Consider the following 24,587-nt stretch of genomic DNA (forward strand, 5'->3'; position numbering starts at 1 on the left):
AATGGCGCGCTTCCATTTTCCCGCTCGGGAGCCCCCGCGATGCTGCGTATCAGCCAAGAAGCTCTGACATTCGACGACATTCTCCTAGTGCCTGGTTATTCCGAGGTGCTTCCTAACGAAGTCAGTCTCAAGACCCGCCTTACCCGTGGCATCGAGCTGAATATTCCTCTGGTTTCTGCCGCCATGGACACCGTCACTGAAGCCCGTCTGGCAATTGCCATGGCTCAGGAAGGTGGCATCGGCATCATCCACAAGAACATGACCATCGAGCAGCAAGCTGCCGAAGTGCGCAAGGTCAAGAAGTTCGAAGCCGGCGTGGTCAAGGACCCGATCACCATCGAGGCTGACGCCACGGTTCGTGATCTGTTCGAACTGACCCGCATGCACAACATTTCCGGCGTTCCGGTACTGCACGATGGCGACCTGGTCGGCATCGTCACTTCCCGTGACGTACGCTTCGAAACCCGTCTGGAAGCCACCGTACGTGAAGTGATGACGCCTAAAGAGCGTCTGGTCACCGTCCGCGAAGGCGCCAACAAGAACGAAGTCCGCGAGTTGCTGCACAAGCACCGCCTGGAAAAAGTCCTGATCGTCGACGACAAGTTTGCCCTTAAAGGCATGATGACCGTCAAAGACATCGAAAAAGCCAAGGCTTACCCGCTGGCCAGCAAGGACGATCAAGGTCGTCTGCGCGTTGGCGCTGCGGTCGGCACCGGCAAAGACACCGGCGACCGCGTTGCTGCGCTGGTCAATGCCGGCGTTGACGTGGTGGTGGTCGACACCGCTCACGGTCACTCCAAAGGCGTGATCGACCGCGTTCGCTGGGTCAAACAGAATTTCCCTGAAGTGCAGGTCATCGGCGGCAACATCGCCACCGGCGCTGCCGCCAAGGCCCTGGCCGAAGCAGGCGCTGACGCAGTCAAGGTCGGTATCGGCCCTGGCTCGATCTGCACCACCCGTATCGTCGCCGGTGTCGGCGTCCCGCAAATCAGTGCCATCGCCAACGTTGCCGCTGCCCTTGAAGGCACGGGCGTTCCGTTGATCGCCGACGGCGGCATCCGTTTCTCCGGTGACCTGTCCAAGGCCATCGTGGCCGGCGCTTCCTGCGTGATGATGGGCTCGATGTTCGCCGGTACTGAAGAAGCGCCGGGCGAGATCGAACTGTTCCAGGGTCGTTCGTACAAGGCTTACCGCGGCATGGGTTCGCTGGGCGCCATGTCCCAGGCTCAAGGCTCCTCCGACCGTTACTTCCAGGACTCCTCGGCAGGCGCCGAGAAGCTGGTTCCGGAAGGGATCGAAGGGCGTGTTCCGTACAAGGGCAGCCTGAGCGCCATCATCCATCAACTGATGGGCGGCCTGCGTTCCTCGATGGGCTACACCGGCAGTGCCGACATCGAAGAAATGCGCACCAAGCCTGAGTTCGTGCGGATCACCGGCGCTGGCATGGCCGAGTCCCACGTCCACGACGTGCAGATCACCAAAGAAGCGCCAAACTACCGCGTAGGTTGAGCCTTCAAGCAAAACGTTAAGTAACCCGGGGCTGTTCTATTCAGCCCCGAGTTGTTTCTGAATCACGACTGTTTCTGAATTACTTAGACGAGACTGAATCATGGCCCTCGACATTCACGCCCACCGCATCCTGATCCTCGACTTCGGTTCCCAGTACACCCAGCTGATCGCCCGCCGCGTGCGTGAAATCGGCGTGTACTGCGAACTGCATCCGTTCGACATGGACGACGAAGCGATTCGCGAATTCGCTCCAAAAGGCGTCATTCTCGCCGGCGGCCCCGAGTCCGTGCACGAAGCCAACAGCCCTCGCTGCCCGCAAGCGGTGTTTGACCTCGGCGTACCGGTCTTCGGCATCTGCTACGGCATGCAGACCATGGCCGAGCAACTGGGCGGCAAGGTCGAAGGTTCCGAACTGCGTGAATTCGGTTATGCCCGTGTCGACGTAGTCGGCAAGAGCCGTTTGCTCGACGGCATCGAAGACCACATCGACGCCGACGGCCTGTTCGGCCTCGACGTGTGGATGAGCCACGGTGACAAGGTCACCAAAATGCCGCAGGACTTCCACATCCTCGCCAGCACCCCGAGCTGCCCGATTGCCGGCATGTTCAACGATGACCTGCGCTACTACGGCGTGCAGTTCCACCCGGAAGTGACCCACACCAAACAGGGCGGTCGCATCCTGTCGCGCTTCATCCTCGACATCTGCGGCTGCGAAGCGCTGTGGACACCGTCGAAGATCGCTGAAGACGCCATCGCTCAGGTTCGCGCCCAGGTCGGCACCGACAACGTCCTGCTCGGCCTGTCCGGCGGCGTTGATTCCTCGGTAGTAGCTGCACTGTTGCACAAAGCCATCGGCGACCAGCTGACCTGCGTCTTCGTCGACAACGGCCTGCTGCGTCTGCACGAAGGCGAGCAAGTGATGGCCATGTTCGCCGAGAACATGGGCGTCAAAGTGATCCGCGCCAACGCTGAAGACCAGTTCCTGAACAATCTGGCTGGCGAAAGCGATCCAGAGAAGAAGCGCAAGATCATCGGCCGTACCTTCATCGATGTCTTCGATGCCCAGTCCAACAAACTGGACAACATCAAATACCTCGCTCAAGGCACGATCTACCCGGACGTGATCGAGTCGGCTGGCGCGAAAAGCGGCAAGGCTCACGTGATCAAGTCGCACCACAACGTGGGTGGCCTGCCGGAAGAGATGAACCTGAAACTGGTTGAACCGCTGCGCGAGCTGTTCAAGGACGAAGTCCGCCGTCTGGGCCTCGAACTGGGCCTGCCGTACGACATGGTCTACCGTCACCCGTTCCCTGGCCCGGGCCTGGGCGTGCGCATTCTGGGTGAAGTGAAAAAGGAATACGCCGACCTGCTGCGTCGCGCTGACCATATCTTCATCGAAGAACTGCGCAAGGCCGACTGGTATCACAAAGTCAGCCAGGCATTCGTGGTGTTCCAGCCGGTGAAATCGGTTGGCGTGGTTGGCGATGGCCGTCGTTACGCCTGGGTTGTGGCCCTGCGTGCCGTGGAAACCATCGACTTCATGACCGCGCGTTGGGCTCACCTGCCTTACGAACTGCTGGAAACCGTCAGCGGCCGCATCATCAATGAAATCGAAGGCATCTCCCGCGTCACCTACGACGTGTCGAGCAAGCCGCCAGCGACGATCGAGTGGGAATGAAATAGGTACACAGCATTCCCCCTGTAGGAGCGAGCTTGCTCGCGAAAAACGTCACGACAACGGGTTTATTCAGACAGCACGCGTTACCGTTGTCGTCCATCGCGAGCAAGCTCGCTCCTACAATGTTTTCGACAAAAAGCCGCGTGAAACGATGTTTCACGCGGCTTTTTTGATTACAACGGTTTGGACCAGCCGGCCAGTTTCATGCCTCGTTGATTCAGTGCCTGGAGCAGCGCTTCTAAGCTGTCGAAGCGTTTTTCGTGAATCGTCGGCCAGGCCGGACGCTCAATGTAAACGCGGCCGGATTCAAAGTGGATATCGGTCCGTACGATTGCATTATCGCGGCCGCGATGAACCAGAAAAGTCTCGCTCAGTTCCTTTTTCAAGGTGTACATACCCGGTCGGGAGAGCATCTTTTCAATCTCCGAGTTCGACCGTGCGTACCACGGCGTCTCAACTTGCAGGCGCAGGTCGCCTTTAACCTTTGCCGCATTTTTGCCCATTTCATCGGAAAAGCTTTTGCCCGGATCAGGTTCTATACCTCCGGATTTTCCTTCGGCGACATCCTCGGCGCGCAGGCCGACGGCGCCTTCCAGTTCACTGACACCGGCAACGCCTTCAAACGTATTCGAGTGGGAATTGCCCATCAGTGCGACCCAGTTATGCGGGCCGCGTGCAGCCTGGTCGGCCTCGATCACGGTGTGAGCGTAGAAATTCATCATTTTTTGCCGTGCCGTCGGGTCGGCAACTCTCATCCCTTCCGTTCGGTAGCTCGCCATGCAGTCGATGGCCTGAACCCGGATGCCGTTACGGTTGGCCTCCTTGACCACGTTGAGAAAGGTGTAGCGTTGCAACGGATCAGTCAGGTGCCCCTTGTCGAGCTGGATCAGGTATCGCTCAAGATCACGAGGCATGATCGAGGTCCTGGCAAAGTTGTCCAGCGCGGCCTGGTGAAAGTCCGTGAGCAGATGTTCGAAGTAGAGCGTCTTCACGCCCTTGTTGGCCAACGCTTGCATATTGTCGATAAGCCATTGCTTGCTGCCGATGTCGGCATGGCTTTCGCCGATCACCAGCCCACGGAACTCTTCGAACAATTGCTCGATGAGCGCCTGCGCCGACAAGGCTGGATCCACGGACGGAATCGTTGGACGCGTCGGCAGGCGCAGTTCGGCATAAAAGCGAGCGGCAGCCTCATACACTTGTTTTCGCAGCGCCCTGAACGTGTCATAGGGCGAGTTGCCTTGCGTATCGAGGAAGTCGGCCAACAGGCGGGGATCACTGCTGACTGCAGCGCTTTTCAGTTCGGCTCGCGCCTGCGCCGGGATCTCATAGGGCGAGGTGATTCGAGGTGGGTCCGTTATCGTCAGTTCGGGGGCTTGCGGCGCCCCTGTGCCGGGGACGGAGGTCGATGGTTCGATGTCCGGCAGCGTGCCGGGGCCGGCCAATGGGTCAATGCGCACTTGCACCTGCGACAAGCCTTCATGTTCGAGGGCCTCGGCCAGTTCATGCACGCTATCGAAGTGACGGCCACTGACCGATGACCATTTCGGACGGACGATGAAAAAACCTGTCCCATCCTGCTGGATCGGCGTGTGCACCAAGGTGCCATCGCCACTGCGGTGAACCAGAGTGGATGGCTCCTGAAACATGAACTTGCCGGGTTTGGGCAACGCCTCCTCAAGGGTGCGGACCGTAGCCCTCGCAGGTTCGGCACGCAGTTGCAGGCGCAGGTCGCTCTTCAGTTCATCGACGGTCCGTCCCAGGATGTCCTTGACCTTTTTCCCTGGATCACCGGTCAGCCCCTGAGCCTGGCCGAACGCGATTTCGTCGACGCGCAGCGCCACCGTGCCTTCCAGTTCGCTGAGTCCGGCGACCTGATCGAACGTACTGGCGCGCCCCTCATCCACCAGCGCCACCCAACGGTGAGCACCCCGGGCGGCCTGATCGGCGCGCAGGGTGGTGGCCGAGTAGTAATTCATCATTTTCCGACTGCTCGCTTCAGTCGTCCCCTCCATGTGCGGAAAGCGCCGGCTGGCCATGCTGTCGATGGCTTGGACGCGAATGTGGTTTTTCTGCGCGGTTTTCACCAGCTCGGTGTACGAATAAGGTCCGGTCGGATCGGTCTTGAACCGGGTATCGAGGGCCTTCAGATAACGTTCAAGTGCGGGCGGCATCTTGCCGGTCTTGTGGAAAACATCCAGATCCGCTTGATGGAAATCGGTGAACAGGTGATCCATGTACAGGGTTCTGATCTTTTGCTTGTTCAACGCTTTGAGGTTGTCGATCAGCACTTGTCTGGCGCCGATGCCGGAACTGTCTTGTCCGATCACAAGGCCGGGATTCTCCTGGAACAGGCGCTTGGTCATTTCGGCAAACGACGTTGTCGGTTTGAACGCCGGTACGAGCGGACGCGGCGGTAATTCAGGGCTGACATAGAAGGTGATGGCGTCGTCGTACAGCGTGCGGCGCGATGCCTTGAAGTCTTGATAGAAACGGTCGCTGCTGTCTTGCGGGTCCAGCGGAAAGTAATCGACGTCAGCTTCCGACACCGGTTGCAGCGCCTGCCTCGACGCGGGTGGCACGTCGTATGCCAGCGGCTGCGCTCCCGCCTCGGGTAGCGGGTCGGCCGTGTGTCCGAAGGGCCACTTGCCGAAAATCTTCACCCCACCCCTGAGGCCGATGCGGGCGGTGGGCTCCCATCTCACGGCTTCGTTCAAACGAATCGGTACATTGCGGTAAAACGAAAAGGGGTTGGCCGGATCGACAATTACCCAGCCACGCAGTTGCTCGACATAGCGCACCTGGTAATAGCCGCCGCTCCCCGCGCGACGCATGAAAATGTAATGCTTGCCCGACGCGGTCTGGATGATTTCCTGAAACTTGGGGTCGCCGGTTTCGATGCGGGTGCCCTCGGTGATTTCGGTCTTGAAGGACGCGAGAAAATCCTCAGGCTCCGCGGGCAGGATGCGTGTCGGCGCGATATCTTCCAGAACAGGCAGCGGCGTGCGGGCGATTGCCGCTTCGGCCAGTTTTTCTTCAGGTACGAAGAAGGCCTCGGCCTCGGCAATTTCCGGCAGACGGCCACTGCCCTTGATAAAGGTTGCGTTGAACAGGGTATCGATCGTCGCGAAAATCGCGCCCAGCGTCGCGGCCTTGCGCTCGCCACGGGTCTTGCCATTGATCGCCTGATCAATTTGCAGGCCGACGTTGGCGATGCCGGCTCCGACGACCGCCAGCGCAACCGGCCAGCCAACGGCGGCCATGGGGCCAAACATGCGGCCGAAGGCATTGAGATAGCCGACCCACAACTTTTTCCGTAGATCGCCATTGGTGTGCATCATGAAGGTGGCGTCGCTGACCATGCGCACATGGGTGGCGCTTGCGAGGAACGTGAAGGCATCCTCATGGAACGCTTCGCTCGTGTGTTCGATCAGCGTGTGATCGGCGCTGTCCCAGGTGCTGACCAGTAGGTCCAGGACATGGTTGAGCCCGACGTTCTCGATATGTGGTGCGCGCCATAACGTCGAGGCCAAACCCACCACGGGGCCAAATGCCCAGAGCCATTTTCGTTTCGCCACGGCACGCCAGGAGGTGTCTTCCATGATGTCGTGGTCGGCGACCTGGAAGTGCGCGAGGAAGCGCTTGCGGTCATCCGGTTTGCGGGTCTGCGACAATACCCACCAATGCAGGTCGCGGTAATTCTGGAAGGCGTGCAGTCCCCAGGTTTCACCGGGTGAGTAGATAATCTCCTGGCCATGACCGTCGTGGATGCACAGGATATCTGTCGCCACGTAGTCGCCGATTTTCAGCAAGCTGAGGCGCATCCCATCAGCTGGCGGCACTTCTTCTTCAAGCATCTGCAGCGTTATTGGCCAGCTCACATTACCGGCCACTGCTTTGATTACGGTGCGGAAATTATCATCCGACAACCGGCCACCCTCGCGGTCCTCCATGGCTTTGGCGAGAAAGGTGCATTTGGCCAGGGTGCGGAATGTCTTGCTGTGCTTGTTCCAGAACGACGCGACCTTTTGATCGAAGAGATCAGCAAAGTTGATCGCCCAGAAATCCTTCAGCACCTCGTTGCCATGCAACCGCACTTCATTGGTTTCATTGAAATCTTCGGCGTCCGGCCCGGCCGTGTAGAAGCCTCCATCGACGTCCAGCATATCGGCGTTGTCCTGATCGCCAACGCGGAAACGCTGGATCACCAGTTGCGGCAAGGTCATCGACTCAGTGGGTTTTGCGCCGTTGTGTTCCCAGCCTGTAAAAGCTTGCCAACGACTGGCGGACCATTTGAATCGATGCCAGTAAACCTGCTCGGGTTCCAGGTGGGTTATGCCGTGTTTGAGCAGAATATCTTTGGCAACCTCGCAGGCCATTTCGTACATGTCGGGGCAGGCCTGGATCAACGTGGGTACCAGGCCCTTGAGTGCCAGCCTGTCAGCGGCGTTGGGTAATGCGGTGTTTTCTGATGTGTCCACAGTCGTTCCTTGATAGTGGTGTTGGAGTGACCGCGATCATTTCAAGAGGCGCAGGGCAGGTCTGTCAGGAGTCGGGTTGATCGGTTGTCGTCTTAATAGGCGGGGGGCATGGGAAAACATCCCGAGCGGGGTGCGATTCCGGTGCTGGCGGGGCGCGTAAACCCCGCCAGCGAACTCGGGGGGTTGCAGCTCAGATCGGGATGCGACTCTGCAGGTTCAGGCCCATATGATTCAGGCTTTGGGAGAGTTGCTCCAGGCTGTCGAAGGGAACGCCGCTGACTTGACCCCAGGTCGGACGATTAATGGAGTAACGCCCGTCGGCGAGCGTCTGGACCGGTGTTTGCACAAACTGCTCGGTCTGACTGCGGTGAAACAACGTGTAGCCGCCTTCCGACCGCTCGAAGCAATACATGCCAGGACGGCTGAGCAGTCTGCGTAGCTGCTGCTCGTTGCGGGTGACGGTGGGGGCCTCCATTTGCAGGAGGAGGTCGGCGTAAAAGGTTTCGACTGTTCCGCGTGCCGTCTCATTCTGGGCAAAGGGCCCCCGCTCGATGGCGATGCCGGGGTCAAGCGAAATACGCTCGCCTTGTCCCGGAGCGACTTCTTCAATTCGCAAGCCAATGCCGCCTTCCAGTTCACTGATACCCGCCAGTTCCCTGAACGTGTTGGTGTTTTCGACACCGGTCAACACCACCCACTTATTGACGGTGTTCATGGATTTATCCATGAACATGATGTCGGCGGTCAGATGGTTGGTACTCATCTGCTCTTGAACCCGCGTAAACCGTGTCGATTTTTTATAGGTCGCCGCGCAGTCGGTGGCTTGCACACGAATACCGTTTTGCCTGGCGGCTTTGACCAGCGCCAGTTCATTGAATTGGCCCGAGGGGTCGCTACCGAGGCGGGTCAGGTAGTGTTCGAGGTCTTCGGACATGACGCCACTCTTGAAGTAAGCGTTCAGGTCGACTTGGGCAAAATCGCTGAGCAGGCGTCGCACATACAAGGTCTTGACGCCTTGCCTGGCCATATCGGCCATGTGCTCGATCATGAATCGCATGCTGGTGATGCGGCCCAGGGTTTCACTGATGACCAGCCCGGGGGCGTTCTGGAAAATCTGGGTGAGGAGATCGGTGATGGTCGTTGACGCATTGACGGCTGGAATCGCCGGGCGCAGCGGCAGGTTGGCCCACGGCAGGTTCCTGTAAAAACGACTGGCAGAGGTCAACAGCGCTCGGGCTTTGTCGGCGAAGTAGAGGGCATACCGATCCGGAGCGACCAAAGCGCCATCGGGCCCGATCTGCACGCGAAGGTGCGTTTCACGCAATTGCAAGGCCCATCTTCTCAGGTCCGATCGTCGCGCCAAATCGACGTCATAGGGCGTTTTCACCAAACCAATCTGAGTCGATGTCGAGGGCTGAGGGTCGGTGAGCGGCGGGTTAGTCGACGTACCGGCTTCAGGCGGTGGTTGTTCTGGTTCACCTGGTACAGATTCGCGAACGTCCATTTCCAGCTCCACCGTGCATTCCTTGCCCAGGCACTGGCCACCACCCTTTAATCCCAACCGGGACATGCGCTCCCACTGACCTTCGGCATTCAAGCGCACCGGCAGTGAGTGGATGAACTGGTTCGGCCTGTCCGGATCGACGATCGCCCAAAACCCGTCGCCTTCAGAGGCATCGAAGTAGCGCACGTAATAGGCCGTGTCGTTCATCAGAATGGCGTAGGGAGGATCGGAGTTCAGCCGGTAGATACCTTCAAACTTTCCAGGTTCAGCGACGGGGGTGTAGCCGTCCAGCAGCTCGTTGGATTGAAAGGTTTGCGGGACCTCGATTACTTCCACTGTTTCAGACGCTGCCGAGGTCACTTGTTCCTGCGCCGGCACGATCCAGTTCGATTCTTCGGATTCGACTTCTCCCGCGGTGCCTTCCATGGGTTGCGCGACTTCAAGGGTCTCGGCGGCTTCGGCCTCCGTGCCGATTTCCGCCAGTGACCCCGTGCCTTTCAAAAACGGCAGGTTGAACAAGGCATCAATGCCACTGAGGATCGCGCCGATAACGCCTGCCTTGCGCTCGGTCGACGTCTTGCCGTTGACGGCCTGATCGATGTTCAGGCCCATGTTGACGAGGCTGGCGCCAATCACTGGCAGGGCGACTGGCCAGCCCACGGCAGCCATCGGACCAAACACCTTCAAACCGGCGCTCAGGTAGCCGATCCACAATTTTTTTCGCAGATCGCCATTGGACGTCAATGACAGATCGGCCTCGGCGGACATCGCCGCCTGAGTCGCGTCTCGCATCCAGCTGAAGGCATCGTTCGTCACGAGCGGGTCTTTTTGATTGAGCATGTGGTGATCGGCATGGCCCCAGGTGCTGACGAGCCGGTTCATCAGGTCAGTGATGTTCTGGTTAATCTCATGACGGTCGGCCAGTGCGAAATGGCTGAGGAACAGTTGGCGAGGGGCTTTTTCGTTCAACTGTTGCAAGAACCACCAATGCACGTCGGTCGGGGTTTGCAGCACATGAAACGACTCGGTTTCGCCCGGCGTGTAAATGATTTGCCGGCCCTTCAGGTCGGTGATGCGCAGGATGTTGGTCGCCACATGACCGTCGATATCCAGCGCGCAAACGCGCAGCCCATGGCCAGCGGGTGTCTCGGATTGCAGCGTGTGCAGGCTGACCGGCCAGCTCAGCGGACCGATGACCGCGCTGACCACCGTTTGAAAGTCCTCGTCAGACAATACACCGCGATCCCTTGCTTCAACGGCCTTGCTGAGGAAATTGCATTTGGCCAGGGTGCGGAAGTCGTGGGAGAAGTTTTTCCAGAACGTTTGCAACTTGTTGCGGTAAACGTCGCTGAAGTTGATGTTCCAGAATTCCCTCAGAACTTCATCGCCATGCAGGCGTATTTCATTGGTCTCATTGAAATCTTCGGCCTCTGGCCCCGCCGTGTAGAAGCCTGCATCGACGTCCAGCATATCGGCGTTGTCCTGATCGCCGACGCGAAACCGGTGGATCACCAGTTGGGTCAAGGTCATGGATTCAAGGGGTTTTGCGCAACAGTGTTCCCAGCCGGTGAAGGCTTTCCAGCTGCTGATGGAGTTCCTGAAACGGTGGAAGTAGACCTTGTCGGGGTCGTGGCCGACCACGCCGAATCTGGTCAGTAAATTACTGGCGACCTCGTGAGCGGTGTCCTGCAGACTCGGGCAAGCGGCGACGACCTTGACGGCGGCTTTGTCCGCCGCATTGGGCAGTGGGGTGGTTTGGAGAGGGTTCATGCGCGTTCATTCCTTGAACTGTGGGGGTTTGAGGATCCCCGATTGATTGCCGCAAAGTGCTCTACATATGTACTACCTGTCGCGATTGGGTGTCGTGTAAGGCCAGATCCGCCTGCGGCCAGTCGCCGCGCCGCCCTTACTGTTTCTCAACCGCAGGTGTATCGTATTCGCCTTTTACGGGCCTGCGGGCCTGTCGCAGATACGTGAGGTAGTTGAGTTCATGTCCTTTTCCCGTCGCCAAATCCTCGGTGGCCTGGCCGGTCTTGTTGTCGTTGGCGTGGGAGCGGGAGGCGCGTCGCGTTACTGGCTGGGCAAGATGGCCGACGCGGACGCCGGTCATGACTATGAGCTGATCGCCGCGCCGCTGGACGTCGAACTGGTGGCCGGACACAAGACTGAAGCCTGGGCGTTCGGCCCGTCGGCGCCGGGCATCGAGTTGCGCGTGCGCCAGGGTGAATGGCTGCGGGTGCGGTTCATCAATCACCTGCCGGTGGCGACGACCATTCACTGGCACGGCATCCGCCTGCCGCTGGAGATGGACGGCGTGCCGTATGTCTCGCAACTGCCGGTGCTGCCGGGGGAATATTTCGACTACAAGTTTCGCGTGCCCGACGCTGGAAGCTATTGGTATCACCCGCACGTCAACAGCAGCGAAGAATTGGGTCGCGGGCTGGTCGGTCCGTTGATTGTCGAAGAGCGCGAGCCCACCGGTTTCAAGTACGAGAAAACCTTGAGCCTCAAGAGCTGGCATGTGGATGAGGAAGGCGCGTTCGTTGCGTTCAGCATTCCGCGTGAGGCTGCGCGTGGCGGCACGGCGGGGCGCTTGTCGACGATCAATGGCGTTGCGCAAGCGGTGATCGACTTGCCCGCCGGGCAGATCACTCGCGTGCGTGTGCTCAACCTCGACAACACGCTGACCTATCGCCTGAACATTCCGGGTGTCGAAGCGCAGATCTATGCACTGGACGGCAACCCCGTCGAGCCGCGCCCATTGGGTAAGGAATACTGGCTGGGTCCGGGCATGCGCATTTGCCTGGCCATCAAGGCACCGCCGGCGGGCGAAGAGTTGTCGCTGCGCAACGGCCCGGTGCGGATAGGCACCTTGCGCTCGGTCGCGAACACCGATGCGCCGACCCAGTGGCCACCTGCGCTACCCGCGAACCCTGTCGCCGAGCCGGACCTGGCGAATGCCGAGAAACTCAACTTCAATTTCGAATGGGTCGGCTCGGTGTCGGTGAATGTCGACAACGGGCGGCCGCCAAGCCTGTGGCAGATCAACGGCAAGGCCTGGGACATCACCGACAAGACCTGCGCCGACCGTCCGATTGCCAAGCTTGAGAAGGGCAAGAGCTACATTTTCGAACTGAAGAACATGACCCAGTATCAGCACCCGATTCACCTGCACGGCATGAGCTTCAAGGTCATCGCCTCGAACCGGCACAAGGTCATTCCGTACTTTACCGACACCTATTTGCTGGGCAAGAACGAGCGCGCGCAAGTGGCGCTGGTGGCGGATAACCCGGGGGTGTGGATGTTCCATTGCCATGTGATCGACCACATGGAAACCGGCCTGATGGCCGCCATCGAGGTGGCGTGATGAGGCAGATTCGTCCCGCCGCGATCATCGACCGCAGCCGTGATCGTGACTTCATGCGCGAAGCCCTGGCGTTGGCCGCACAGGGCGCGGCGCTGGGTGAAGTGCCGGTGGGCGCGGTGCTGGTGCAGGACGGTGAAATCATCGGCCGTGGCTTCAATTGCCCCATCAGTGGCCACGATCCGAGCGCGCATGCCGAGATGGTCGCGATCCGCGCCGCGGCGTTGGCCGCCAGCAATTATCGCCTGCCGGGCAGCACGCTCTATGTGACGCTGGAACCGTGCAGCATGTGCGCCGGGCTGATCGTGCATTCCCGGATTGCGCGGGTGGTGTATGGCGCGCTGGAGCCCAAGGCGGGGATTGTGCAGAGTCAGGGGCAGTTTTTTACCCAGGGCTTTTTGAATCACCGGGTGTTGTTTGAGGGCGGGGTGTTGGCAGAGGAATGCGGGGCTGTTCTGAGCGAATTCTTCAAGGCCCGCCGCGCCAAACCAGCAGAATAAACACGGTCCTCTGTGGGAGCGGGCTTGCTCGCGAAAGCGGTGTCAGTCGATATTGATGTCGACTGATACACCGCTTTCGCGAGCAAGCCCGCTCCCACATTTGATCTCCGTTGATTGGGAGACCGGGGGTTACTTGCGGGCGACGATCACCGCACGCATCGGCGCCGGCAGTCCTTCAATGGTCTTGCTGTGATCCTCGGGATCCAGGAAGTCGCTCAACGATTGATACTTCATCCACTCCGTACCGCGCTGCTCTTCAACCGTGGTCACGCTCACATCCACGCATTTCACATCCGTGAAACCGGCCCGGCGCAACCAAAGCATCAGCGCCGGCACCGACGGCAAAAACCACACGTTGCGCATCTGCGCATAACGGTCTTCCGGCACCAATACCTGCTGTTGATCGCCTTCAATCACCAGGGTTTCCAGCACCAGTTCACCGCCCTTGACCAGGCAATCCTTCAGCGCCAGCAAGTGCTCGATCGGCGAACGGCGGTGGTAGAACACGCCCATGGAAAACACGGTATCGAAACCTTCGAGTTCCGGCGGCAGGTCTTCAAAGGGAAACGGCAAGTGCCAGGCATTCGGCTCGGACAAGTAGCGCTGAACCGCCTGGAACTGACAGAAGAACAGCCAGTTCGGATCAACGCCGATCACGCTGTCCGCACCGGCGCCGAGCATGCGCCACATGTAGTAACCATTGCCGCAGCCGACATCGAGGATGCGTTTGCCCTTCAGGTCCAGATGCGGCGCGACGCGCGACCACTTCCAGTCCGAGCGCCATTCCGTATCCACGTGCACGCCGAACAGATCGAACGGACCTTTGCGCCACGGCGACAACCCCATCAGCGCGGTGCGCATTTGTGCGCGGGTTTCGGCGTCGCAATCGGTGTCCAGCGTCAGGCCGTTAAGCAGGTCGACTTCACTCGGCTGGATTTTTGGCAAGGCGTCCAGCGCACTCTGCCAGCGCTCCAGGTCGCCATGACCTTTCTCCATTTTCTTGTCGAGTTGCGCTTGCAGAGTGTTGGCCCAATCGGCCAGCGGTGTGCCGGCCAGACGGCGGGCGAGGGGGGACAGATCAATCATGGCAAGGCAATCAACGAGGCAAAGTTAAGACACTGGAACCACGGCACGACTTTCGAGAACCCGGCGGCCAGCAGGCGCTCGCGGTGTTCTTCGAGGCTGTCGGGCTTCATGACGTTTTCGATGGCACTGCGCTTCTGGGCGATTTCCAGTTCGCTGTAGCCGTTGGCGCGTTTGAACGCGACGTGCAGGTCGGTGAGCAGCGCGTGTTCTTCGGGGTCGTTGAAGCGCAGCTTTTCCGAGAGGATTAGCGCGCCACCGGGCAGCAGCGACTGGTGAATGCGCGAGAGCAGGGCGGTGCGCTGGTCCGGGGCGATGAATTGCAGGGTGAAGTTAAGCGCCACCACCGAGGCAGGCTGGAAGTCGAGGGCGAGGATGTCGCCTTCGATCACTTCGACCGGCAGCAGCTCCTGGAACATCGAGTCCTGACCGTTGAGGTACTCGCGGCAGCGTTCGACCATCGCTGCGGAGTTATCCACAGCGATAACGCGGCAGCCATCGGTGCGCACGTGGCGACGCAACGCCTGGGTCACCGCGCCGAGGGACGAGCCGAGGTCGTAAAGCACGCTGTTGGGCTGGGCGAACTGCGCGGCGAGCACGCCGAGGTTTTCAACGATGGTCGGATAGCCGGGCACCGAGCGCTTGATCATGTCCGGGAACACCCGCACCACGTCCTCGTTGAAGGCGAAGTCAGGCACCTGGGCCAAAGGCTGGGCGAAAAGGCGATCGGGTTCTTTGCTCACGGCGGTTCCAGCGGCGTAGGTGGAAAAGGCCGGCATTTTAGCCAACTTGGCGCGGGGATGCGCGGGTTGTCGGATAAACCGCCGGGCAGTCTCTGAGACCATTGTGGTCAGTGACACCGCTTTCGCGAGCAAGCCCGCTCCCACAATGGTTCAGAGTCGGACACAAGAAATGAATTCAGCAGGGATCTACTGTGGGAGCGGGCTTGCTCGCGAAGGATTCAGCGCGGTTTCGGGCCGAACGCCGAGGCGGTAATGCCCCATTGCCCCAACCAGTAACTAAGGATGATCACGTAAGGCGCGGCATGAAACGGCGCGACAAACCGATTGATGCCAATCACGCTGTCGGAGAACACAAACGCCAGCGCACCGCCCGCCGCCAGCAGCGCCGATCGTTTGGGCACGTCGGTGCCCAGACGAGCCAGCGCCCGCCAGAGCATGGCGCTGATGGCCAGACCGTAGACGATCACCGGGACCAGCAGCGGACCCAGGCCATTGGCAATCAAAATCCCCAACAGCACTGCACCGACGCCCAGCGCGAGGATCAGCGGCAGCACCGCCCATCTCCGGCAATCGCTCAAGTACGCTTTCAAATAAGCAAGGTGGGCGACCAGAAACGCCCCGAGGCCGAACACGAACAGATCCCCCGGCCACGCGAGCAACACGTCGCCGAGCAGGGAAAAGATCAATCCAAGGCTGATCCAGCGCCGATATTCACTGGGCGGCGCGTCGTGCAGCCAACCGAGCAACGCCAGCACCGGCAACGGTTTGACCAGCAGGCAGAGCAGCGCGGCGTGCACGCTCAGCCCGTAGAGGAAGGTCACCGCACCCATCAGCGCCAGAATCAGCCAACCCACGATCAGTTAACCGAGATCGCGCAGTCGAAGGTTTCGACCGGCAACACTTCCGGTGCCCACGGTTGTTGCGAGGTCAGACGCAAGCGCCCCGAACCGGCGGTGAATGCCTGAAAGCGCCAGGTCGACACACCGGCCGCACCCACGACACCGGCATCTTCCGGGTTGCGATAAACCTCTGGCCCCAATGCGCGCAACACGCCACCGGCCGAATCCTGGATCGCCCAGCGGTAACCCGTGGTCGGGTTGCTCGGCAGGGTCAGAATCAGGTTTTGCCCGCTGTGTAGCTGCACCGGGCAGGCGCTTTGTTTTTCCACGGTCACGTTCTGTTTCGGTTGCGAGGCACAGGCGGCCAGCAAGGAGAGGGCGAGGGGGACAAACAGGCGTGTGGGGGACATAAGTTAAGTGGCTCCGGCATTCACGACGAACGGCGAGCATAACTGAAGATGAGACAAATTGTGACAGCGCCGGGATTCAGCGTTGTGAGTGCCGACGCCTTCGCGAGCAAGCCCGCTCCCACATTGGCTCGGCATCGTTCACAGAACCAATGTGGGAGCGGGCTTGCTCGCGAAGGCGATCTCGCAGACGCTACATCACTATCAGAACAACACCTTCGCCACATCCGCAAACCGCTTGGCGAAATGCACGGTAATCCCTTCCTTCAGGTAATCCGGCAATTCATAAAAGCTCCCACGATTCGGCTCCGGCAAGATCAATTCAAAGATCTTCTGTCGCCGGGCCGCGATCACCTTCTCGCGCACGCCGCCAATCGGCAGTACATGCCCGGTCAGCGTCAGTTCGCCGGTCATGGCCACGCCTTTTTTTGGGGCCTATCGAATGCCTTCCTTTTTGCACGCGAAAGTTGGCGTCACTTAACGATTACAGCTATCTCATCACTCCACGGGGATGTGTGGTCGTTATTGCCTTGCCTGCACTTCAGTAAATATGGGCCGGATGTCAGAGACCATTTTGGGGTCGCCTTCCACCATCCAATATTATCGATGGTAGCGTTGGCTACGTATCTGTCGGGTGGTAGCGGTGGGACTGCGTTCAGCTCAACTTCGAGCACAGAGGCTAATTTATATCCTGTCCCTTCAATGGTTTGCTCGAACGGATCTAGCGCCCCTCCCGGGATGGGGATTGTAACTTGCGGTGGTCCAAGCAATTTTGTGAAGTAAACCGTTTCGCTGGGCGGTGATTCTCCGGGGGGCCAATGGAGTCTCTGCATTACGGCGCAATAGAGTTCTCGAGGGTGCTCCGAATTGTAGTCGGAGGTAGAAAATTCCCAGGTCTTATCCTGTTTTACCTCGGTTATTGGTATCCATTGTGAGCCCGATGGGTCCGGTCTGAGGAAGTTCGATCGCATTAAAATCTGGGCGCCGGCTATGCCAAAGCCTTTGAAAAACAGCTTATGAACCTTCTCTCCCTGTTCGGGGCTCGAGATATCGGGAGGGGCTAATTCAGCGACTTTCTCTTCCATGATTGCTCACTCCTGGATGCGGGATGAGCAACCGTTTTATCAGACCGGAAGATGACCGCCACCTGCTAGAAATAACAGTTCCGACAGGCGGCGTTGACGACCTTTTTGTTGCAATGCAATGACGCGACAGGTCAGAACAACACCTTCGCCACATCCGCAAACCGCTTGGCAAAATGCACGGTAATCCCTTCCTTCAGGTAATCCGGCAATTCATCAAAACTCCCACGATTCGGCTCCGGCAAGATCAATTCAAAGATCTTCTGCCGCCGCGCCGCGATCACCTTCTCGCGCACGCCGCCAATCGGCAGTACATGCCCGGTCAGCGTCAGTTCGCCGGTCATGGCCACGCCTTTTTTTGGCGCCTGATTGCGTGCGAGCGAGAGCAGGGCGCTGGCCATGGTCACCCCCGCGCTCGGGCCGTCTTTCGGAGTGGCACCTTCCGGCACGTGCAGGTGCACAAAGGCTTCATCGAAGAACTTCGGATCGCCGCCAAACGACTTCAGATTAGAGCTTACGTAGCTGTAGGCGATTTCCGCCGATTCCTTCATCACGTCGCCCAATTGCCCGGTGAGTTTGAACCCCCGGTTGAGCGTGTGAATCCGCGTCGCTTCAATCGGTAAGGTCGCACCGCCCATGCTGGTCCAGGCCAACCCGGTGATCACGCCGGTGCCGGACAGCACTTGCTCGTTACGGAACACCGGATGGCCCAGTGAGGCCTCCAGGTCCTTCGGCGCAATTTTGATCACCGCTTTTGGCTCGTCGATCAACTTCACCACCGCTTTGCGCACCAGTTTGCCCAGTTGTTTTTCCAACTGACGCACCCCGGCTTCGCGAGCGTAGCCGTCGATCAACGCTTTCAACGCGCTGTCACTGATGCTCAGGCTGCCTTTGGACACGCCGGCCTTTTCCAGCTGCTTCGGCCACAGGTGACGCTTGGCGATGGCGATTTTTTCTTCGGTGATGTAACCCGACAGGCGAATCACTTCCATCCGGTCCAGCAACGGGCCGGGAATCGAATCCAGGGTGTTGGCGGTGCACACGAACAGCACTTTCGACAGGTCCAGACGCAGGTCCAGGTAATGGTCGAGGAATTCGACGTTCTGTTCCGGGTCAAGGGTTTCCAGCAGCGCCGAGGCCGGGTCGCCCTGGTAGCTTTGGCCCATTTTGTCGATCTCGTCGAGCATGATTACCGGGTTCATCACTTCGACGTCTTTCAACGCCTGCACGAGTTTGCCCGGTTGCGCGCCGATGTAGGTGCGACGGTGGCCCTTGATCTCGGCTTCGTCGCGCATGCCGCCGAGGCTGAAGCGGTAGAACGGCCGGCCGAGGGATTCGGCGATGGACTTGCCGACACTGGTTTTACCCACGCCCGGCGGGCCGACCAGCAAGACGATGGAACCGCTGATCTCGCCTTTGTAGGCACCGACCGCGAGAAATTCGAGGATGCGGTCCTTGATGTCATCGAGGCCGGCGTGGTGTTTGTCCAGCACCTTGCGTGCGTGCTTGAGGTCGAGTTTGTCTTCGCCGTAAACGCCCCACGGCACCGAGGTTGCCCAGTCGAGGTAGTTGCGGGTGACCGCGTACTCCGGCGACCCGGTTTCGAGGATCGACAGTTTGTTCATTTCCTCTTCGATGCGTTTTTGCGCCTGGGCCGACAACACCTTGCCTTCCAGACGCTGTTCGAACTGTTCGATGTCAGCGCTGCGGTCGTCTTTGGTCAGGCCCAGCTCTTGCTGGATGACCTTGAGTTGTTCCTTGAGGAAGAACTCGCGTTGGTGCTCGCCGATCTTGCGGTTCACTTCGGCGGAAATTTCTTTCTGCAGGCGTGCGACTTCGACTTCCTTGCGCAGCATCGGCAGGACTTTTTCCATGCGCTTGAGCATCGGCACACAGTCGAGCACTTCCTGCAGCTCGCTGCCGGTGGCCGAGGTGAGGGCGGCGGCGAAGTCGGTGAGCGGCGACGGATCGTTGGGGCTGAAGCGGTTGAGGTAGTTTTTCAGTTCTTCGCTGTACAGCGGGTTGAGCGGCAGCAGTTCCTTGATCGCGTTGATCAGCGCCATGCCGTAGGCCTTGACCTCGTCGGTCGGCTCGGTCGGCTGGTGCGGGTATTCGACTTCCACCAGGTACGGCGGGCGATGGTGTTTGAGCCAGGTTTTGATTCGTACGCGGGTCAGGCCCTGGGCGACGAATTGCAGTTTGCCGTTTTCGCGGCTGGCGTGATGCACCTTGACCAGCGTGCCGTAGAGCGGCAAGACCGAGGTGTCGAAATGGCGCGGGTCTTCCTGGGGCGTGTCCATGTAGAACAGGGCCAGGGATTGATGATCGGATTTGCTCACCAGATCCAGGGTTTCAGCCCAGGGTTCTTCATTGACGATGACCGGCAGTACTTGGGCCGGGAAGAACGGGCGGTTGTGGATCGGGATGATGTAGACCTTGTCCGGCAGGTTCTGGCCTGGCAGGGCGAGGCCTTTGCCGGTGGAGTGGTGTTCGGCGTTCTCTGGGTCGGCGTATTCGCTCGGGTCTTCGGGGAATTCTTGCTGGTCGCTCATGGGGCACCTGCGCAATGGGGTATGGGTCTTAGATGGGGCAGGTGGGGGGTGGTTTCAATGGCGGGGGATATTTCCGGGTGTGTGTTCAGGATCTGGACAGGTCTTGGCGGGCTGGCAGCCGAATAGTCATCTATTGATGTACACGGCCTCCTGTGGGAGCGGGCTTGCTCGCGAAAGCGGTGTGTCAGTCGACATCCATGTTGAATGTGAGGCCGCTTTCGCGAGCAAGCCCGCTCCCACATTTGAACTGCGGCGGCCATAAAAAAGGCGACTCCTGTGAGGGAGTCGCCTTTGTTTTGACTGCCGCTAAAACTTACTCGGACAGTTTGTACGCAATCACATAATCACCCTGCCTGGTGCCCAGCGAACCGTGACCGCCCGCAACGACCAGCACGTATTGCTTGCCGTCCTTGCCGGTGTAGGTCATCGGCGTGGTTTGCGCGCCCGCTGGCAGGCGGCCTTCCCACAGTTGCTTGCCGTTTTTCACGTCGTAGGCCCGCAGGTACTGATCGAGGGTGCCGCTCAGGAAACCAACGCCACTGCCAGTGGTGATGGTGCCGCCCAGGCTGGGCACGCCCATGCTCAGCGGGATCGGAACCGGCGAACTGTCGCGCACGGTGCCGTTCTTGTGTTTCCACAGGACTTTTGAGGTGGTCAGGTCGATCGCCGCCACATAGCCCCATGCTGGCGCCTGGCACGGCAGGCCCATTGGCGACAGCAATGCTTCGAGGATTACGCCGTACGGCGCGCCCTTGTTCGGCTGCACGCCTTCGGTTTCGCTTTTACGCGGGCCTTGGGCGGCGATTTCGGCTGCCGGGATCATTTTCGATTTGAACGCCATGTAGCTCGGGTTCACAAAAGCGATCTGACGCACCGGGTCAACCGAGAAACCGCCCCAGTCGAACACGCCGAAGTTGCCTGGGTAAACGATCGAACCCTGCAGCGACGGCGGGGTGAACGGGCCGTCGTAGCGCATGGATTTGAAGTCGATCCGGCAGATCAGTTGGTCGAACGGCGTCACGCCCCACATGTCGCGCTCTTGCAGCGGCGGCGGCATCAGGTTGAGGTCGGATTTCGGTTGGGTCTTTGATGTGCGATCACCTTCGACAGCGCCTTGTGGCACCGGCACTTCGTTGATCGGCACGATCGGCTGACCCGTGCTGCGGTCGAGCACGTAGATGCTGCCTTGCTTGGTGGACGCCAGTACCGCCGGCTTCACGCCGTCAGCGGTTTTCAGGTCCATCAGGGTTGGCTGGCCACCGACGTCCATGTCCCACAGGTCATGGTGGGTGAACTGCATGTGCCAGCGCACGTGCCCGGTGGCGATGTCGAGGGCGGTCAGGCCGGCGGCGTGCAGTTCCGATTCCGGCGTGCGAGCGCCACCGAACTGGTCCGGGGTCTGGTTGCCCATCGGCAGGTAGAGCATGCCGAGTTTTTCGTCGACGGCGAACATGGACCACATGTTCGGCGAGTTGCGGGTGTAGACCTTGCCTTCGGCAATCGGCGTCGTATCGTCCGGGTTGCCGCTGTCCCAGTTCCACACCAGTTTGCCGGTGTGCACGTCGAACGCGCGGATCACGCCGCTCGGCTCGTCGGTGGACACGTTGTCGGTGACGTGGCCGCCAATCACCACCAGATCCTTGGTGACTGCCGGAGGCGAAGTGGAGTAGTAACCGCCGGCATTGAAGCCGCCGATGTTGGCGCTCAGGTCGACCTGGCCACCGTTGCCGAAGTCTTCGCACATCTTGCCGGTGTCGGCGTTCAGGGCGATCAATCGGGTGTCAGCGGTCGGCAGGAAGATCCGGCGCGGGCAGACGCTGGCGACGGGCGCGCTGGCGCTGCCGGTCGGGCTCTGCTCGGAAGCATAAACGGCGTCATCGTGATACGACACGCCACGGCAGGTCATGTGTGCCCAGCCCTTGAAGTTCGCCGCGTTCTGCGTGGAGAGCTTCGGATCGAAACGCCAGATTTCCTTGCCGGTGTCCGGGTCCAGCGCGATCACCTGACTGTGCGGCGTGCACACGTAGAGCATGCCGTTGACTTTCAGCGGGGTGTTTTCGGCGGTGGTTTCACCCGGATCGTTCGGCCCCGGCAGGTCGCCGGTGCGATAGGTCCAGGCCGGAACGAGCTTGTTCACGTTCTGCGGGGTGATCTGCGCCAGGGGCGAGTAACGATCGCCATGGGCGCTGCGGCCGTAGGAGTTCCAGTCACCGTCCGGCATGGTCGGGGCGGTGTTGGTCATGCCGGGGACGCTGTCGCGGTCCAGTTGGCCCTTTATTTCACCGGGGTTGGTGAACTGGCTGGCCAGTGCGGCAACGCCCGCCAGCACCACGGCGACGCTCAGCGCGCCGGTGCCCGTCTTCGCTTCGCCTTCACGCAGCAGCGGACGGCGGAACCATGGCAGCAACATGACGATACCCAGCGCGAACAACATCGCCAGGCGCGGCACCAGTTGCCACCAGTCGAGGCCGACTTCCCACAAGGCCCAGACGGTGCTGGCGAACAGCACCACTGCGTAAAGCCCCAAGGCTGCGCGACGGGCAAGGATCAGCAACACCCCGGTCAGCGCCAGGCCGATACCGGCCAGCAGGTAATACAGCGAGCCGCCGAGCATGCTCAGCTTGATCCCCCCGGCCAGCATGGCCAGGCCCATTAGCAGAAACAGAATGCCAAGCAGGGTTGGCAATAGACGGCTTCGACTCAAAGCACCATCAGTGCTCATAGTGTGGTTCTCCGTGACGTTTCAAGTAGTCCCGCGCAGGTTCACTGTAGATGACGATCCGGTGCGGGCGTGGTTCAGATAAAAACTGTAGGAGCGAGCTTGCTCGCGATGGTCGTTAACGATTACGCGTGCTTTCTGGATTAACGGGTCGCTTGGACGTTCTTCGCGAGCAAGCTCGCTCCTACAGGGTTTTGGGGTGTGGTTTAGAACGATGAGGTGATCTTGATCTCGCCAATCAGCGCGTCATCGACCTTGTCCACGCCATCGGGGTGGCGGATGTATTGCAGGTTCGGGCGTACGGTCAGCCAGTTCGTGACGTGCACGCCGTAATAGAGTTCGGCGCTGTATTCGGTTTCCAGATGCCACCCACCCAGTTGCCGACCTGCGAGCCGCAGAACGCCAGGTTCTGGAAATCGCAGGGGAAGCTGTTGAAGTCTTCACCTTCACCGAAACGGCCGAGTTTCTGGTCGAGGAATTTCTGCTGATACCACATCTGCGTCAGGCGCCAGGTTTGCCCGCGGCCCCAGACATCCTGCGCCGAGAATCCGCCGATCAGGTTCAGGGCTTTGCGGCTGTTAAAGACAGCGCTGTCTCGTGAAGATTGAAAATAAGGCATAGAGAAGAAATTTTGGGTCTTTTTCTGGGGAGTGAACTGAAAACAGCAGGAAGGAAGCGTCTAGCGGAAGCGTTTCAGCGTGACAGCCGCAAGAATAATGTTCTGCTACAAATAGAAAAAGCGCTTTTACAGACATGAATTCTTTCGGATTTTGTAATAGTCCAACCCTGTAGGAGCGAGCTTGCTCGCGATGGAGGACAACGATAACGCAGGTAGCCTGAAGGATCGCGTTATCCGGTCGTCCATCGCGAGCAATCGAGCGTCGACCGGCTGCTCCTACCAGTTGACGTGTGTAGGTTTTATGGATTCGCCTACATTCAACAGATAGCGCGCCAAGCCCTTCCACCCGGCCACCCCCTCGGCTAAGGTGCGCGCCTTCCATTTCATTCATCGCTCGAAGGCCCGGCATGACCGAACAGAACAACAACCCGCTGCATGGCGTGACACTGGAGCAAATCCTCAATGCTCTGGTTGAACATTACGAATGGTCGGGGCTGGCCGAGCGCATCGACATCCGTTGCTTCAAGAGTGACCCGAGCATCAAGTCGAGCCTGACGTTCCTGCGTAAAACCCCGTGGGCGCGGGAGAAGGTCGAGCGTCTGTACGTGAAGTTGATGCGCACCAAGCGACCGCTCTGAACATGGTCATCCGGCCCGCCGTGCGACGTCGTTTTGTGGCCATGGCCGCAGTCCTCGGCTGGGCGGGGCTGAGCATTCAGATGTACCTGATTTTCTACTCGCGCTGGACGCTGGGGGCCAGTCTGCTGGGCGGGTTGATGAGCTTCTTCAGCTACTTCACCGTGCTGACCAATACGCTGGTGGCGACGGTGCTGACCTGTGAACTGACGTCCCGCGAGTCGGTGGCGCGACGCTGGTTTTTGCAGCCGTGGGTGAGCAGTGGAATTGCCGTGAGCATCGCCGTGGTCGGCCTGGGGTACAACGTCTTGTTGCGCCATCTGTGGCATCCCGAAGGCTGGCAATGGCTGGCCGATGAGCTGATGCATGACGTCATGCCGCTGCTGTTTCTGGCCTGGTGGTGGTTGTGTGTGCCCAAGGGCATGTTGCGGTTGCGGCACATTGCGCTGTGGGTGATTTACCCAATGGTGTACTTCGCTTACGCCCTGCTGCGCGGGCATCTGCTGGCGGTTTATCCCTATCCGTTCATCGGTGTGGACAAATTGGGTTATCCACAGGTGTTTGTGAATGCGGGTGGGTTGTTGGTGGGGTTTGTGCTGATTGCGCTGCTGGTGATCGGGCTGGACCGGTGGCGTGCCGCCCGCCAATAAACCCTTGCTGTGGCCAGGGTGCTTTTGCAAGTGTCAGATATTTTGTGGCGAGGGGATTTAGCGAAACGTCGCACCGCCCCGTTGCGCTGCGAAGCAGCGCCAGAATCTCTGCAACTCTTTGGGGCTGCTTCGCAGCCCAACGGGGCGGTGCGACGTTTCGCTAAATCCCCTCGCCACAGAGCACTGTCAGCCACAGAGAACCAGTTCAGTCAAATGAGTGCG

The 24,587-nt window shown here is 59.7% G+C and carries 16 protein-coding genes and 2 pseudogenes; 6 read left to right on the forward strand and 12 right to left on the reverse strand.

Annotation, left to right across the window (positions count from 1 at the left end; genetic code table 11):
- The first annotated feature begins 39 nt into the window (after positions 1 to 39).
- Entirely contained in the window at positions 40 to 1,509 is a 1,470-nt protein-coding gene (guaB, locus tag ACA073_RS05180; RefSeq protein WP_017340298.1) for an IMP dehydrogenase, read from the forward strand.
- A gap of 100 nt (positions 1,510 to 1,609) precedes the next feature.
- Entirely contained in the window at positions 1,610 to 3,187 is a 1,578-nt protein-coding gene (gene guaA / locus ACA073_RS05185) for a glutamine-hydrolyzing GMP synthase (protein ID WP_497402108.1), read from the forward strand.
- Positions 3,188 to 3,360: 173 nt separating this feature from the next.
- Here the strand turns inward: guaA and ACA073_RS05190 are convergent, their stop codons facing one another.
- Both ACA073_RS05190 and ACA073_RS05195 read right to left on the reverse strand, forming a co-directional pair.
- On the reverse strand, positions 3,361 to 7,668 hold the full coding sequence (locus ACA073_RS05190) for a membrane-targeted effector domain-containing toxin (protein WP_497402110.1): 4,308 nt from the start codon (positions 7,666 to 7,668) through the stop codon (positions 3,361 to 3,363).
- A 190-nt stretch (positions 7,669 to 7,858) separates the two neighbouring features.
- Positions 7,859 to 10,942: a membrane-targeted effector domain-containing toxin gene (locus ACA073_RS05195; RefSeq protein ID WP_497402111.1), complete on the reverse strand. Its 3,084-nt coding sequence runs from the start codon at positions 10,940 to 10,942 to the stop codon at positions 7,859 to 7,861.
- 220 nt (positions 10,943 to 11,162) lie between these two features.
- Between ACA073_RS05195 and ACA073_RS05200 the strand changes: the two genes are divergently transcribed.
- Entirely contained in the window at positions 11,163 to 12,539 is a 1,377-nt protein-coding gene (locus tag ACA073_RS05200) for a multicopper oxidase family protein (RefSeq protein ID WP_497402113.1), read from the forward strand.
- Positions 12,539 to 13,036, forward strand: a complete 498-nt coding sequence (gene tadA, locus ACA073_RS05205) for a tRNA adenosine(34) deaminase TadA (RefSeq protein ID WP_497402114.1) — start codon at positions 12,539 to 12,541, stop codon at positions 13,034 to 13,036. Before ACA073_RS05200 ends, tadA begins: the two co-directional genes overlap by 1 nt.
- Positions 13,037 to 13,165: 129 nt before the next feature.
- Here the strand turns inward: tadA and cmoB are convergent, their stop codons facing one another.
- From cmoB to ACA073_RS05255, 10 genes and pseudogenes are all read right to left on the reverse strand, one after another.
- Entirely contained in the window at positions 13,166 to 14,122 is a 957-nt protein-coding gene (cmoB, locus tag ACA073_RS05210; protein ID WP_461951712.1) for a tRNA 5-methoxyuridine(34)/uridine 5-oxyacetic acid(34) synthase CmoB, read from the reverse strand.
- The gene (cmoA, locus tag ACA073_RS05215) at positions 14,119 to 14,898 is read right to left on the reverse strand and encodes a carboxy-S-adenosyl-L-methionine synthase CmoA (RefSeq protein WP_497402116.1); all 780 of its coding nucleotides are present in this window, start codon (positions 14,896 to 14,898) and stop codon (positions 14,119 to 14,121) included. The genes cmoB and cmoA overlap by 4 nt, the downstream gene beginning before the upstream one ends.
- Before the next feature lie 182 nt (positions 14,899 to 15,080).
- Entirely contained in the window at positions 15,081 to 15,716 is a 636-nt protein-coding gene (locus ACA073_RS05220; protein ID WP_497402118.1) for a lysoplasmalogenase, read from the reverse strand.
- Between the two features lie 2 nt (positions 15,717 to 15,718).
- A complete protein-coding gene (locus ACA073_RS05225) occupies positions 15,719 to 16,111 on the reverse strand; it encodes a protease inhibitor I42 family protein (RefSeq protein ID WP_497402120.1) in 393 nt (130 codons plus the stop codon).
- Positions 16,112 to 16,312: 201 nt separating this feature from the next.
- A pseudogene (locus tag ACA073_RS05230) lies at positions 16,313 to 16,540 on the reverse strand (S16 family serine protease); the annotation flags it as partial.
- Positions 16,541 to 16,581: 41 nt separating this feature from the next.
- On the reverse strand, positions 16,582 to 17,193 hold the full coding sequence (locus ACA073_RS05235; protein ID WP_497402122.1) for a hypothetical protein: 612 nt from the start codon (positions 17,191 to 17,193) through the stop codon (positions 16,582 to 16,584).
- Positions 17,194 to 17,324: 131 nt separating this feature from the next.
- Positions 17,325 to 19,742, reverse strand: a complete 2,418-nt coding sequence (gene lon / locus ACA073_RS05240; protein ID WP_497402124.1) for an endopeptidase La — start codon at positions 19,740 to 19,742, stop codon at positions 17,325 to 17,327.
- Positions 19,743 to 20,055: 313 nt separating this feature from the next.
- A complete protein-coding gene (locus ACA073_RS05245; RefSeq protein WP_497402126.1) occupies positions 20,056 to 22,464 on the reverse strand; it encodes a glucose/quinate/shikimate family membrane-bound PQQ-dependent dehydrogenase in 2,409 nt (802 codons plus the stop codon).
- Positions 22,465 to 22,667: 203 nt separating this feature from the next.
- On the reverse strand, positions 22,668 to 22,787 hold the full coding sequence (locus tag ACA073_RS05250) for a carbohydrate porin (protein ID WP_497402128.1): 120 nt from the start codon (positions 22,785 to 22,787) through the stop codon (positions 22,668 to 22,670).
- Positions 22,788 to 22,819: 32 nt separating this feature from the next.
- A pseudogene (locus ACA073_RS05255) lies at positions 22,820 to 23,005 on the reverse strand (carbohydrate porin); the annotation flags it as partial.
- A gap of 482 nt (positions 23,006 to 23,487) precedes the next feature.
- Between ACA073_RS05255 and ACA073_RS05260 the strand changes: the two are divergent.
- Both ACA073_RS05260 and ACA073_RS05265 read left to right on the forward strand, forming a co-directional pair.
- Entirely contained in the window at positions 23,488 to 23,718 is a 231-nt protein-coding gene (locus ACA073_RS05260) for a VF530 family protein (protein WP_007903672.1), read from the forward strand.
- Between the two features lie 2 nt (positions 23,719 to 23,720).
- Complete coding sequence (locus ACA073_RS05265; protein ID WP_497402130.1) at positions 23,721 to 24,365, forward strand: Pr6Pr family membrane protein; 645 nt, start codon at positions 23,721 to 23,723, stop codon at positions 24,363 to 24,365.
- Positions 24,366 to 24,587: the final 222 nt, after the last annotated feature.

The organism is Pseudomonas sp. LBUM1670, from assembly GCF_059695695.1.

Excerpts from the sequence above, each read along its gene's own strand:
- guaB (WP_017340298.1), top strand. The coding sequence starts at position 40 with ATGCTGCGTATCAGCCAAGAAGCTCTGACATTCGACGACATTCTCCTA.
- guaA (WP_497402108.1), top strand. The coding sequence starts at position 1,610 with ATGGCCCTCGACATTCACGCCCACCGCATCCTGATCCTCGACTTCGGT.
- ACA073_RS05195 (WP_497402111.1), bottom strand. The coding sequence starts at position 10,942 with ATGAACCCTCTCCAAACCACCCCACTGCCCAATGCGGCGGACAAAGCC.
- ACA073_RS05200 (WP_497402113.1), top strand. The coding sequence starts at position 11,163 with ATGTCCTTTTCCCGTCGCCAAATCCTCGGTGGCCTGGCCGGTCTTGTT.
- tadA (WP_497402114.1), top strand. The coding sequence starts at position 12,539 with ATGAGGCAGATTCGTCCCGCCGCGATCATCGACCGCAGCCGTGATCGT.
- cmoB (WP_461951712.1), bottom strand. The coding sequence starts at position 14,122 with ATGATTGATCTGTCCCCCCTCGCCCGCCGTCTGGCCGGCACACCGCTG.
- cmoA (WP_497402116.1), bottom strand. The coding sequence starts at position 14,898 with ATGCCGGCCTTTTCCACCTACGCCGCTGGAACCGCCGTGAGCAAAGAA.
- ACA073_RS05225 (WP_497402120.1), bottom strand. The coding sequence starts at position 16,111 with ATGTCCCCCACACGCCTGTTTGTCCCCCTCGCCCTCTCCTTGCTGGCC.
- ACA073_RS05235 (WP_497402122.1), bottom strand. The coding sequence starts at position 17,193 with ATGGAAGAGAAAGTCGCTGAATTAGCCCCTCCCGATATCTCGAGCCCC.
- lon (WP_497402124.1), bottom strand. The coding sequence starts at position 19,742 with ATGAGCGACCAGCAAGAATTCCCCGAAGACCCGAGCGAATACGCCGAC.
- ACA073_RS05245 (WP_497402126.1), bottom strand. The coding sequence starts at position 22,464 with ATGAGCACTGATGGTGCTTTGAGTCGAAGCCGTCTATTGCCAACCCTG.
- ACA073_RS05260 (WP_007903672.1), top strand. The coding sequence starts at position 23,488 with ATGACCGAACAGAACAACAACCCGCTGCATGGCGTGACACTGGAGCAA.
- ACA073_RS05265 (WP_497402130.1), top strand. The coding sequence starts at position 23,721 with ATGGTCATCCGGCCCGCCGTGCGACGTCGTTTTGTGGCCATGGCCGCA.